Here is a 12962-nt window from a genome sequence, read left to right on the forward strand (position 1 = left end):
CCCTCTCCCGCTTGCGGGAGAGGGCAGGGGTGAGGGCCAGCAGCCTCACGCCCGACTTCGGGGCCGGGTCTTGCCCTCAGGGCTTCAGGAAGTCGTTCTCGACCCAGGCCGCAGCACTCGCCTCATTGAACTTGAAACCGGCCGCCACGCGCACCTGCGCGAGCTGCTCGCCGTCGTCGTTCAGCGCGGTCAGCGTCGCGTACGGGTTGTCCTCGTCGGGAACGATGTCGAGCAGCACCTGGATGCGGCCGTTGTCCGTGTCCAGCTTGACGCTCTTGTGCAGCCGGGCGTGCAGCTGCTGCTCGTGACGGCGCAGCACCTCCGACGCCGTCTTCACCAGCGTGTGGAAGGCGGCCGCATCGAGCGGCTTCGGGTTCTTCTTGTCGCGGCCCATGGTCCAGGGGCCGACCAGCGCAGGCTCGGACTCGCCGATCAGGGTCATGGCGACAGCCCAGCCTTCGTCGTCCTCGTTCTTGATCACTTGCGCGGTCCAGCGCTCGTCCTGCCACGTGCGCGGCTCTTGAATGATGGGGCGTTCTTCGTCGGGAGAATTCGTGCTCATGGCGATGAAGGTACCACGCGGGCGGGAGCGCCGAAGCGTGCCGGGGCGCGCTTCGCGTCGACCGCCGCGGCGCGGCCATGGCCCGGCGCGACCGGCGACAATCCATTCATGACCGAGTCCGCCCCGCCGCCGCAAGAGCAACCGCGCAACCCGTTGCACGGCCTGACGCTGGAAACCATCGTGACCGAGCTGGCCGCCGAGTACGGCTGGGATGGCCTCGACGAGCGCATCCCGCTGCGCTGCTTCGCCTTCGAGCCGAGCGTCAAGTCCAGCCTGAAGTTCCTGCGCAAGACGCCGTGGGCGCGCGAGAAGGTCGAAGGGCTTTACCTGTTCATGCTGCGGGAGCGGCGGCGGAACTCGACGCGACCGTGACCGACGCGGCCGTGACCGGCGAGACCATGGCCCAGCCGAGCGCCTGGTAGAGCGCGGCGCCTGCTTCGGTGGCGACGAGCACGCCGTGCCTGGCGCCGAGATCGAGCGCCGCGTTGGACAACGCGGCCATGACGAGCCGACCCAGCCCCTTCCTTCGGTGAGCCCCCGACGTGACGATCTGATCGAAGGTCGCGAAGCCGCCGTCGATGGCGGCCTGGCCGCTCGCGGCCAGCTCTCCTGAATCGGCAACGATCTTCGTCAGCACCAGGGCTCCCGCTCGTTCGGTCTGAACGCGGTAGCCCGCGATGACCGGCGCCGCGCCCGCCGCGAGGGGGACGCTCATCAGGAACTCAGGGGCGTGAACGGTCCAATCGTCGGAGAGCAGGGGCGACACATCCTGAGACGGCGCGCAGACCTTCAGCCAGATGCCAGGCCCTTCTTCGGTGGCGACAAGCCGTCGAAGGACGTCGGGATCGAAGTGAGGAAAGACGTAGCGCGTGACCTGATCCGGCTTGCCGACATGGATCTGGAAGTAGCCGGTGCGTTCGACCGGCGCTGGCGTGCTGCGGGAAATCGCCCAGCCACGCGCCCAGGCGCTGGCGGCGACCGAGGGATCGAGCGCGCCGATCTCAGGCACGCCCGTCGAGGTGGATGTCGATGTCGATGGCGATGTCGATGTCGAGGTGAGGGGTTTCATCCCGGACATCTTCTTCTGCGCAGACCGGCGCGTAGAAGGTCATGGCCCGCAACGGCCATCCTTGAGGCCGAGCCGCGTGAGGGATCAGAGATCGATGATCCCGCGCCTCACCGCGATCGTGACCGCATGTGTGCGGTCGCTCGCGGCGAGCTTGCCGAGGATGCTCTTCATGTGCGCCTTCACCGTGCCCTCGGCGATGTCCAGCTGGCCGCCGATCCGCTTGTTCGAGCGGCCTTCGGCCACCAGCTTCAGCACCGTCGTCTCGCGGCCGGTCAGGTGCTGATCGGCCACATGCTCGGCGAGCTGAATGGCCAGCGCCGACGGAAAGCGTCTCCCGCCGGCATGCACCGCGCGGATCGTGTCCAGCAGATCCTTGCGCAGCGTCTCCTTCAGCAGATACCCCGCCGCGCCGGCCTGCGCGGCCTCGAGCAGCTGCGTGGGCGCACCGAAGCTGCTGAGCATCACGACGCGCGCCGCGGGGAACTCGTCGCGGATCGCCTTCAGCGCGGCGAGGCCGTCCATCGTCCGCATCCGGACGTCCATCAGCGTCACGTCCGGCAGGTGTCGGCGGAAGGCTTCCAACGCTTCGGCGCCGTCCTGTGCCTCGGCCACCAGGCGCATGTCCGGCTGCAGCCCGATCGCCCCGGCCAGGCCCTCGCGCAGCATCGGGTGGTCGTCGACCGTCATCACGCGGATCGGCCGGTCGTTCTTCAGCGGTGTCGTCGTCATGGCGCGTGTCCTCTCCGCAGGCACTCTGCCCGTCCGCGTGAGGACGGGGATCTCTCCTCCGGGAGAGGCCGACCGGTGTCGGTGACTGCGTGTGGAAGCCAGGTCCCGGGCCGCCTACCCTGTACGAAAGAGGGAGGCGAGCGGGAGCCTATGCGGCATGGCGGCGCGCGAGGCCCCTGGCGAACATCGCCGTCACCTCCGCCACTTCGGCGCAGGTGACCCACTCCCAACCCGGCAACCCTTGCCCCGCCTGAAGGAATCCCTCATGACATCGAGCACCACCCGCCGCGCCGTCGCGGCCCTGATCCTGGCAGGGGGCGCGGCGCTCAGCGCCGTCGGCGCCCTCATCCCCGCCTCCCCGGCGATGGCCCAGTCGAAGGGCTCTTCGATGCCCTCGACGCCCTCGGCGACGGCAAGACCCGGCACCATCGTCGAACGCGACGCCACCGTGAACGGCGTGAAGCTGCATTACCTGACGGCCGGTTCCGGCGACGCCACGCCCATCGTGCTGCTGCACGGCTACGCGCAGACCAGCCGCATGTGGCGCCCGCTGATGCCGCGCCTGGCGACCGACGGCCCGGTGATCGCGGTGGACCTGCGCGGTGCCGGCGGCTCCGGCAAGCCGGACCGCCCCGGCGAGAAAAAGCTGCTGGCCCAGGACATCCACGCGCTGACGCAACAGCTGGGCTACAGGAAGGTGAAGATCGTCGGCCACGACATCGGCCTGATGGTCGCCTACGCGTATGCGGCGCAGTACCCGGACGAGGTCGAGAAGATCGCGCTGCTGGATGCCTTCCTGCCGGGCGTCGGCGACTGGACCAAGGTCTGGCTGCTGCGCGACCTGTGGCACTTCCACTTCTACGGGGAGGTCCCCGAGAAGCTGGTCGCCGGCCGCGAGCGCATCTACTTCGAGCACTTCTGGAACGACTTCGCCGCGGACAAGACCAAGTCCATCCCCGAAGCCGATCGCAAGTTCTACGCGGCGGCGTATGGGCAGCCGGGCGGCATGCACGCCGGCTTCGGCTACTTCAAGGCCTTCGAGCAGGACGCCAAGGACTTCGAGGCGATGTCGAAGACGAAGCTGAAGATGCCGATGCTCGTGCTCACCGGCGAGAAGGCCTCGGGCGAATTCCTGATCGCGCAGGGACGTCTGGTCGCGGAATCGGTCGACGGCCGCATCGTGAAGGGGGCCGGCCACTGGATCATGGAAGAGTCCCCGGACGACACGATGGGTGCGCTCGTCGAGTTCCTGAAGTGAGCCAGGTCCTCGCGTGATCCCGATCCGGGCGTGACCCGGGCGTGACCCGGGCGTGACCCGGCTTCAACCTGCCCTCCACCTGCCCTCAACCCGGCGCACGCGTGGGCAGCGCGCGACCCAGCAGCTCTCGCAGCCACCGCCGAAGCGCCGGGAGGCGCGCCTGCTTGTCGCGCTGGCGATAGGCCAGTGCGGCAGGGATGCTCAGCAGCACTTCGGTCCCGGCGCCCGGCGCGCTGCGCAGCTCGAAACTGCCGCCGATGCGGGTCACGCGCTCGCGCATGCCGCTCAGTCCCCAGTGACCCGGCCTGTGGCCGTCGACCTGCGTCGCGGTAGGCACGCCGACGCCGTCGTCGGCGATCCTGATCGTGAAGGCAGCATCGGTGTACGCGATGGTGAGCGTGATGCCCGTCGCCTTCGCATGCTGGAACGCGTTGAACAGCCCCTCCCGGCCCACAAGCGCCAGCTCCGCGTGCACGCACGCGTCCAGCAGCCGCGGCGTGCCCTCGACGTCGGAGCGGAACGCCGCGTCATGGAAACCGGAGAGGTCCCGGCCCAGCGCTTCCAGCGTCTGTTCCAGCGTGCCGACGTCGGGCGGCGGCAGGCGCAGGTCGGTGACCCGGTTGCGACCTTCGATGACGACGGCATCGGCCTGGTCCAGCACGCGCTCCATCTCCGCACGCGCCGGCGAATCGTCGGGGATGCCCCACGCCACGCGCTGGAAGCGCAGCAGCAGCCCCTGGAAGCCCTGCAGCAGCGTGTCGTGCAGGTCCTGCGCGATGCGGGTGCGTTCGTCGAGCCGGGCGCGGTAGCGCTCACGCGCCCGCGCTTCGATCTGGCGCAGGCGCATGCGCACGACGAGCGCGACCAGACCCACGGCCAGCAGCGCGCACAGGGCGCGGAAGCCCGTGGACTGCAGGAACGTGGGCGGGATCTCGATGGACAGCGACGCGGGCTCGGTGCTCCAGACGCCGTCCTCGTTGGTGCCCTGGACTTCGAAGGTGTAGCTGCCCGGGCCCAGGTTCGTATAGAACGCCTGGCGGCGCGAGCCGGCCTCGTGCCAGGTCGTTTCCAGGCCGCGCAGCCGATACTTGAAGTTCGCGCGCTCGGGCATCGCCAGCGACAGCGAGGTGTAGTCGACCTGCAGGTCCCTGGTCCCCGCGACGGCCTGCACGCGGCCACCCGCTTGCGGTGGCAACGGCGCGCCGTTGACCAGCACGCGCTGGATGGCGAGTGGCGCGGGGGCGGCGCTGCGGGTGAGCCGGGCGGGATCCACGGTGACCACGCCGTTGGTCATGGCGAACCACAGCCGGCCATCGGGCGTCTGCAGCGCCGTGCGCAGCGGCCAGTTGGTCTCCGCCCGGCCGGTCAGCCCGTCTTGCGTGTCCAACTGCGTCAACGGCACCTGGAAGCCCGGCGCCTCCATCGCCCGCCGCAGGTCGGCCGCCGCGATGCGGGTGATGCCGGCCGCGCCGTTGAGCCAGAGCTCGCCCTCGGGGGTCTCGACGATGCCGCTCACGCTGTTGAGCGCGTCCGCCGAGCCGCTGCGCAGGTCGTGGAAGCGACCGTCGTCGTCCAGGCGCTGCACGCCGCGGTCGCCGCCGATCCAGACATGTCCCTTGCCCGCGGTGATCGCCAGCACGCCGCCGACGCGCAGCCCGTCCTTGTCGGCGAAGCGGGTGAGCCGGTCGCCTTCGTCGACGCGCAGGACCTGACCGTCGACGTAGCCGATCCAGACGCGTCCGCGCGGATCCACGGTGATGCTGGAGGCCAGCGAGCCCGGCGGGAATCCCTTGTTCCCGGACAACCACTCCCACCGTCCATCGCTGAAGCGGCGCAGCAGCCCGCTGAACTGGGAGGCGACCCAGATCGTGCCCGATCGGTCTTCGGCCAGATCCTTGATCGTGCCCTTCCAGTTCGGAACGTCCGGGGTGCGGACGACCGCGGACGGCCCGCCGGGATCCAGACGGGAGAGGCCTCTGATCTCGCCCACCCAGACGGTGTCGGCATGGTCGACGAACACCCGGGTGATCGTCGAATTGGGCACGGCGTACTGCCGCAGCTCCTGCTCGCCGCCCGCCGGCGGCAGATGGAAGATGGCGGCGCGTGACGTGAACCAGAGGTCCCCGCGCGGCCCCATGGCCATCGCCAGCGTGGACATGGGGACCGGGAACTGGAACAGGGAGACCCGCGTGGGCCGCAGGCGGTCGAGCCCGCCGTTCGTGGCGATCCAGATCGAACCCTCCCGGTCCTGCAGCAGCCGCATCACCTGCTCGCCGCTCAGGCGCTGGTTCGGCGTCAGTCGCTGGATGGCCGGGAGGCCGAAGGTGTAGGCCTGCATGCCGCCGGTCGCGGTGGTGATTGCCACGGCTGCCGAGGCGGCCGTGGTGGCCGGGGCGGCCGATGCGGGCACCAGCGGGAGGAAAGGCGTGGGCGGCGGGGCCAAGGCTTCGGGCGAGAGGTCCCGGCCGACGGCGGGCTCCTCGCCGGGGAAGCGTTCGCGTGTCACCCCGTCGCGTGCACCGGACCAGAAGTAGCCGTCCCGGTCGAACATGGGCATGTAGGTGCTCGCGGCGACGGGGTGGCCGGTGCCGAAGACGTCGCCGGGCACCTGGGGACGCGGCAGTCTGAAGTAGCGCATCTGGAACGGCTCCATCTTGATGACCGCCCAGATCCGTCCGGTCGGATCCACTGCCAGGTAATTGGGGGTTGCCCCCGGCGTCTCGACCCGGGAGAACTGGGACTGCCCCGCCGCTTTCACCAGCAGGCCGCGGGTGTTGTTCACCCACAGGTTGCCGTCGCCGTCCAGATGCACGTTCCAGGTGATGAGATCGGGGGAGGGCTCGGGATAGCCCTCTGCCTTCCCCATCCGTTGCCAGCGGTCGCCGGTTCTCTTGAACAGGCCGCGCGTGCTGGCCACCCAGACGGTGCCATCCTTCTCCTGTGCGAAGCCGCGCGTGGCGCCTTCGAAGCCGCCGGGGCGCATCGGCTCCTGCAGCAGGACGTGGCCGTTGCGGACGTGGGCGAGGCCGCCGCGCATGAAGCCGATCCACAGGCCGTTGTCCGGGGTGGCCTGCAGCGAGAGCACGGACCGCTCGGGGAGCTTCTCGCCGGCGAGGGACTCGAAGGTCTCGAAGCGGACGCCGTCGAAGCGCAGCAGGCCGCGATCGGTGCCCAGCCACAGGTAGCCGTCGGTGGTCTGCGCCAGGCTGTAGACCGGCCCGACCAGTCCTTCCCGCGGACCCCACGAGGTGTGGTGGAGCTGGTCCAGCGGCGGATGCTTCAGCAGCTCGGCGAGGGGTATGCGCTCCGGCGTCGGCGCCTGGGCTGCCATCGCGGCCATGGCGGCGGCCGGGAGGAGGAGCGGCAGCAGCAACGCGAGACCGGCACGGGCGATGGAACGAAGCAGACGAAGGCCGGGTGCTTGCATGTCGGGTGCCGGTGGTGCGGAGCGCGCAACATACCACCGGGGGGGCGGGCCGGCCTCGCCCGGATGGGAGACATGCAGAGGGGTCGCAGGGGCGCCGGAAGGCGCTTCGCCTCAGGGTCGGCGCAGATGCACATCCATCTGCGGATACGGAATGCTGATGCCCGCCTGCTGGAGCGCCGCGAGCACGCGCGCGAGCAGTTCGCCGCGCAGCGCCGTCCATCCGCCGACGTCCTGCGTCCAGACGCGCACCACGAAGTTGAGCGAGCTGTCCGCATAGCTGGTCATCAGCACCACGGGGTGTGGATGCTCGGCCACGCCAGGTGTCTCGCGCGCCGCCGCGCCCAGCACCGCCAGCACCTGCGCCGGGTCCGAGCCGTAGGCGACGTTCACCGCGATCTCGATGCGGCGGCTGCGGTCGAACATGGTCCAGTTCGTCAGGTTCCCGCTCAGCAGCAGGCCGTTGGGCACCACCACGTCGGCGCCGTCGAAGGTGCGCAGGATGGTGGCGCGCAGACCGATCTCGCGCACGGTGCCCGAGGTGCCCGCGGCGTCGACCATGTCCCCCGGCTGGATCGGACGCTCGAACATCAGCACCAGGCCGGAGACGAAGTTGTTGACGACGCCTTGCAGTCCGAATCCGATGCCCACGCCCAACGCGCCAAACACCAGGGCGAGCTGGCTGACCTTGAAGCCCGCGGCCGACAAGGCCACCAGCAGGCCGAGCAGCAGGACGCCGTAATAGCTCAACGAGGCGATGCTGTTGCCGACACCCCGCGGCAGGGCCGCATGGTGGGGCAGCTCGTCGCGCAGGAGCCGACGGACCGCGCGGGCCACCCACAGGGCCAGCCAGGTCGACAGGAAGAACACCAGGACGTCGCCCAGGTGGATCGAGACCTCGCCTACGTCGACGCCCAGATCGAGCACGTCGGCGCCGACGGCGCGCAGCGGTCGGAGCACGCGGAACCGGTCCATGCTGTAGACGAGCCAGCCCAGCCACGCGGCGAGGACCAGCAGCCGGGTGGCCATCACCTCCAGCGTCGGTCCATGCTGCCGGACGAGTTTGCGCTGCGCCACCTCGGGCTGGAGCGCGAGCGCATGCAGGATGCCGCGCACCGCCGCCACGCCGGCATAGAGCAGCAGGGCCATGTAGCCGCTGTCGATCACGCCGCTGGTCAAGGTCTCCGCGAGGGAGATGTTCCCGCCGATGTTGGATGCGACGGAGACCGTGAGCACGGCCAGCACGACCCAGCTGATCCGGCGGACCGCCGTCCGGAGACGGCTCTCGTCGGTGGCACGGTCGGCAGGCGCGCGGCGGAGCAGCCACACCGTGAGTCCCATGGCCAGGACGCTCACGCCCAGCGTGTAGAGCCGGTACAGGCCGACGTCGGCCGGCACGGCCACGCCCAGGCGGTCGACGATGTAGAGCGCCACCGCGACGTAGGGCCAGACGCCCAGCGCGCGCACCGTGCCGGACGGCAGCAGGCGCAACACGGGGATGAGTGCCAGCACCAGGGCGAGTTCCTGGACGAGCAGGGGCGCGTCAGGCTCCAGCACCAGCACGCCCAGCATCGCCAGCAGCAACCACGACGAGACGGGGCGACGCAGGGCGCGCGTCACGTGGCTCGGCTCGCTGTCATCGGGCGCGCGCCGGCTGCGCACGGCCAGCCACAGGATGAGCGGCAGCAGCAGGATCTGGATCATGCGCAGCGCCTGCTGGTTCCCGCCGTCCGCCGCGTGATAGTCCACCGCGAACTGGCGCTCGATCTCGAAGCCGCGTTCCATCGCGGCGATCGCTCCCGCCGTGCCGGTGCCGGGCCAGAACTCGCTCCACAGCGGCGGCACGTCCGTCCGCAACAACTGGCGGTCGATCTCATCGATCGCCGCGTCGACCTCGTCGTGACCGGCGTTGATGCGGGCCTTCAACTCGCTCGCGCGCTGCGTCAGGTCGAACTGCTTCGCCAGCACGATGCTCAGGGACGCTTCGGACGCATCGAACTGCGCGAGCATCGTGTCCACGCGTGCCGAGAGCGCCGGGGGAAGTCCGTCGAGCAGGCCCGCCGCGCGCGTGGCCGACCACGCGGCGCGACGCTGGGCCAACTGGACCGCGGTGTCCTCGTACGGTGCCAGCGCCCGGGTGGAACGCTCTTCCCATCGAGCGAAGCGGCGTTCGTCGAAGTCCCAATGTCGCGCCAGGCTCTCGAGGCGCATGACCGTCAGCGTGCGCAAGGCGCTGCCCGCGGCGGCGTTGAGCTTGGCATTGACCGGGCGCGCGATGTCGTCGAGCTCGCGGGCGAGCCGTTCGGACGGGTCCGGCGCCTGGAGCAGCCGTTTGGCCCGATCGACGCGTTGCAGGTCCTCGTCGGCGCGCGTCAGGATGTCGGGCGCGGCGACGGCGCTGACCGTGGCAGTCCCCGACGCTGTGGGCGGAGGCGGCTCCGGACTGGCCGCCGCGAGCGTCAGCAGTGGGACCAGCAATCCTGCGACCAGGAGCCGTTGGACGCGTCGAACGAAGGGGGTGGGCAATCCGCGCATTTGGCAGCGGATTGTGCATGCGCGCCCCGTGTCCCGGCCGACGTCCTCATGGCGCGTCGGCCCGCGCGCCACCGTTCATGAGCAGCGGGTCTGCCTTCAGCCGCGACTGGACTGCGGCAGCTTGCTGTCGGGGGAGGGCTGGCGCCCGGAGCGGCGCGACGGGAATTCCTCCGGGTGATGGTCGTTGAGGCGATCGCTGGGCGGCACATCGCTGCCCTCGGGCAATTCTTCGGGGGGCTTGATCTCTTCAACATCGGACGACTGCCGGGTCGGTTCCGCCTTGTCGTTGCCGGTGCGAACGGCACCGGAGTTCGACGCGTCCTCTTCCGTGTCGTCAGGGACGTCGGCGCCGGTCGACTCACCCACGGGGCGGTTATCCCCGACCGGGTCGTCGTCTTCGTTCTCGGGACGCGACGTTTTGGGGGCTTGTGTGCCGCCAGGCGAGGTACTGCTGTTCATGGTGAGACCTTCGTTGTGCCGAGAGACCGGCTCAACGACTGGAGGCAAGTTCGAGGCCATGACGCGTTGTCCCCGACGTAAAGACAGCATCGCTTGGCGTCATGCGCCAGCGGTGTCGTCCCGCGGCGATGAGTCCGGACTCGCGCGACGAGGCCGCCCGGTAATCCGGGCCGATAACGAGGAAACGCGGAGAGAACATGCGGGCCCTGAGGCCCGGCCTGGTGCGGGGCCGTTCAGTGATCGTCCTTCGTGCGGTAGGTGTCGCCGCGCTCGGTGGCGGCCTTGTCGTCGGTCCTCGACTGGGCCTCGTGGCCGCTCTGCCACGCGTCCTTGCGTTCCTTCCACAGGTCGGAGCATTCCCCGGTGCTGGTGGGCAGGTTGGACGTCTCGTCCATCGGATTTCCGGAAGACCCGTCGCCGCGGGCCGCGGCCTTGGCGCCTTGCCGCTGCAGCTCCGCCCGCTCCGCGGTGGGCAGACCGCGTTCGGCGCCGGGTCGTGGTCGCTTGTCCGGGTGGGGTTTGGTACTGCGCTTCATCGTCCACTCCAGCCTTGATCGTGAGCCCCATTAGGCGCTCGCTGCAAAGGGTAGGGGCCAAGGATGGGATTCTTCAGCCCGTGAAGCGATACGACACCTGCGACGCGCTGTCGCCGGCCGTCACCAACGCCGTGCCCGCGCGTCAACGACAGACGTCGGCGCCGACGATCGTTCTCATCTCCGAGACCAGTAGCCCAGGAAGAGGGGATGTGAGATCGACGCTAGGTGAAGCTGCAGATGAAGTACGGTCCGGTCAGGTGCTCGCATCCCACCAGATCGCCGTCGAAGCTGGTCCGATCGCGATCGACCGAAGGATCCTGCCAGGCAGGCGCGTGGATCACGCCGTACCAGTTGTCCAGCATTCCGCCCATGGGAAACGCGAGATCCGCGTCGCGCCCTGGCTCATGGATACACCGTTTCGTAGCCACACATGACGGCACCTCTCCGTGCGCGGCTTCGCGGACCGCTTGCTCGAAGTAGGCGCGTTCGGTCCAGAACCAAGCCTGCTTGGCGACGACGTTCACGCCGCCGGACATCCAGGCCGCCCACACCGCGAGGGTGACAACGCATGCTCGGCGGCAGCGCACGCGATGCTCGCCTCGCCAAGCTCCGATGGCGGTGCCGAGGAGCGCCACGAGCCCGCTGACGAAGACCATCAGCGTGAGGGGCATGCCGAGAAACGGATTGATCTCGAGCTCGTAGAACGACAGCGCGAAGACGCCGACGATGAAGAGCGCCACTGGGACGAACGAGAGGCACCTGCGGGCGTTTTCAACAAGACTCATTGGCTGCGCTGGATGAGACATCCGCGCAGCGTAGAGGCCGATGGTGTGGTCAGCGTGAAGTGGTCGACCGAAGCATCCTTCAACCCGTGAATCGGTATGACACCAGCGACTCGCTGTCGCTGTCCGCCACCAGCGCCTTGCCGGCGGGCGGGAATGCGCGCTGGACGCAGTGCTCGCGCGGGCACACGCGGCAGCCGGGGCCGATGGGGATGGCCTGCTTGGACACCGTGCTCTCGTCGAAGTTCAAGCCCTCGGCGTAGACGAGCTCCCGCGCATGCGAGATGTCGCAACCGAGCCCGATCGCGAAGAGCTTGCGCCGCGCCAGGTAGCCGCCGCCGCCGTGCCGCTCGATGGTCCGCGCGATGCCGAAGAAGCGGCTGCCGTCCGGCATTTCCGCGATCTGCGTGAGGAAGCGACCCGGCTGCGCGAAGGCCTCGTGCACGTGCCACAGCGGGCACGCGCCGCCGTGTCGCGCGAAGTGGAAGCTCGTCGCGCTCTGCCGCTTGGAGATGTTGCCCGCCTGGTCCACACGCACGAAGTAGAACGGCACGCCGCGGTTGCCGTTGCGCTGCAGCGTCGAGAGGCGATGGCAGATCGTCTCCACGCTGACCTGGAATCGCTGTTGCAGCAGCTCGACGTCGTAGCGCGCGTTGCGCGCCGCGGTGAGGAACTCGCCATACGGCAGCAGCGTCGCGCCGGCGAAGTAGTGGGCGAACCCCTGTCGGGCCAGCGCGCGCGTCGCCTCGTCGACGAAGGCGCCGGCGCCGAGCTCCGCCTCGATGGCATCGGCCTCGGCGATCAACGCGTACTGCGTGGCGAGCTGGAACGCCTGCTGCGCATCGCTGAGGAAACGCGGCATGCGCAGCAGCCGTCGACGCGCGTCGTAGTGACGCAGGAAGGCGTCGGACATCTCTTCCCGCGTCTGCGGGTCGTCGGCCACTTCGGTCTTGATTCCGTGGCGTTGCAGCAGCAGCTCGCGCAGCGGCTGCGCGCGATGGCCAGGGACCAGGCCGAGCGACTGCGCCAGCTGCTCGCCGCGCAGGTCCAGGTCGTCGAGATGGTTGTTGCGACGATTCAGGTGATCGCGGACGGCCTCGTGCGGCAGCGGCTCGCCGCGGAACGAGGGCGGCGCGCCCGCCGCCTCGCGACCCTGCTCGCCGTAGAAGCGATCGATCATCTGCGAGTGCTCGTCCTGCAGCCGCAGGTAGCGCTGATGCAGCGCGACGTAGGACTCCGCCAACTCCGGGGCCTGTTCCACCAGCCGCGCGACCTGTGCCGGCGCCATCGCCGTCGTGGTCAGCGAGCGGTCGCGCAGCGCCGCGTCCAGGTCCGCGAGCAGCTGCTGGTCCTGCTCCTCCGAGAACTGCCCGATGCCGCCGCCGAAGACCTCCGCGAGCTTGATCAGCACACTCGCCGTGACCGGCCGCTGGTTGGTCTCGATCTGCGACACGTAGCTGAGCGACAGCGCCAGGCGGCTCGCCAGCTCGGCCTGGTTCCACTGCAGCTGCTCGCGCAGGCGGCGGATCCGCGGCCCGATGAACAGCTTGCGGGACGAACTCGACGGGGTACCGGTGGGGCTGGCCATGCGTTTCACAGCATTCGCTG

At 69.7% G+C, this 12962-nt stretch carries 11 protein-coding genes; 2 read left to right on the forward strand and 9 right to left on the reverse strand.

Translation table 11 applies throughout. The features are described 5' to 3' along the window. Positions 1-76: 76 nt before the first annotated feature. Entirely contained in the window at positions 77-562 is a 486-nt protein-coding gene (locus AC1VNM_RS25540; protein ID WP_377157865.1) for a hypothetical protein, read from the reverse strand. Between the two features lie 108 nt (positions 563-670). Here AC1VNM_RS25540 and AC1VNM_RS25545 point away from each other — a divergent pair, with 108 nt between their 5' ends. After that, positions 671-934 carry a VF530 family protein gene (locus tag AC1VNM_RS25545; protein WP_377157863.1) on the forward strand — a complete coding sequence of 88 codons (264 nt, stop codon included), beginning with the start codon at positions 671-673 and terminating at the stop codon, positions 932-934. Here the strand turns inward: AC1VNM_RS25545 and AC1VNM_RS25550 are convergent. Together AC1VNM_RS25550 and AC1VNM_RS25555 are read right to left on the reverse strand one after the other, a co-directional pair. Further along, positions 894-1571 carry a GNAT family N-acetyltransferase gene (locus tag AC1VNM_RS25550; protein WP_483108764.1) on the reverse strand — a complete coding sequence of 226 codons (678 nt, stop codon included), beginning with the start codon at positions 1569-1571 and terminating at the stop codon, positions 894-896. The two genes, AC1VNM_RS25545 and AC1VNM_RS25550, sit on opposite strands and share 41 nt — an antisense overlap. Positions 1572-1715: 144 nt before the next feature. Further along, positions 1716-2360 (reverse strand): response regulator, encoded by a 645-nt coding sequence (locus tag AC1VNM_RS25555; protein WP_483108765.1) that lies wholly within the window; start codon positions 2358-2360, stop codon positions 1716-1718. Positions 2361-2625: 265 nt separating this feature from the next. Between AC1VNM_RS25555 and AC1VNM_RS25560 the strand changes: the two genes are divergently transcribed. Next, a complete protein-coding gene (locus tag AC1VNM_RS25560) occupies positions 2626-3618 on the forward strand; it encodes an alpha/beta fold hydrolase (protein ID WP_483108766.1) in 993 nt (330 codons plus the stop codon). 85 nt (positions 3619-3703) lie between these two features. On the opposite strand, the gene AC1VNM_RS25565 is transcribed toward AC1VNM_RS25560, so the two are convergent. From AC1VNM_RS25565 to AC1VNM_RS25590, 6 genes are all read right to left on the reverse strand, one after another. Next, on the reverse strand, positions 3704-7045 hold the full coding sequence (locus AC1VNM_RS25565) for a sensor histidine kinase (RefSeq protein ID WP_483108767.1): 3342 nt from the start codon (positions 7043-7045) through the stop codon (positions 3704-3706). A gap of 111 nt (positions 7046-7156) precedes the next feature. After that, positions 7157-9520: a mechanosensitive ion channel family protein gene (locus AC1VNM_RS25570; protein ID WP_483108768.1), complete on the reverse strand. Its 2364-nt coding sequence runs from the start codon at positions 9518-9520 to the stop codon at positions 7157-7159. A gap of 153 nt (positions 9521-9673) precedes the next feature. Continuing rightward, positions 9674-10036, reverse strand: a complete 363-nt coding sequence (locus AC1VNM_RS25575; protein ID WP_377157849.1) for a hypothetical protein — start codon at positions 10034-10036, stop codon at positions 9674-9676. A 233-nt stretch (positions 10037-10269) separates the two neighbouring features. Next, on the reverse strand, positions 10270-10572 hold the full coding sequence (locus tag AC1VNM_RS25580) for a CrpP-related protein (protein WP_377157847.1): 303 nt from the start codon (positions 10570-10572) through the stop codon (positions 10270-10272). A 221-nt stretch (positions 10573-10793) separates the two neighbouring features. Further along, on the reverse strand, positions 10794-11312 hold the full coding sequence (locus tag AC1VNM_RS25585) for a hypothetical protein (RefSeq protein ID WP_483108769.1): 519 nt from the start codon (positions 11310-11312) through the stop codon (positions 10794-10796). A gap of 124 nt (positions 11313-11436) precedes the next feature. Further along, entirely contained in the window at positions 11437-12942 is a 1506-nt protein-coding gene (locus AC1VNM_RS25590; protein ID WP_431101565.1) for a helix-turn-helix domain-containing protein, read from the reverse strand. Positions 12943-12962: the final 20 nt, after the last annotated feature.

It is taken from the genome of Mitsuaria sp. MSU3D, from assembly GCF_056867975.1.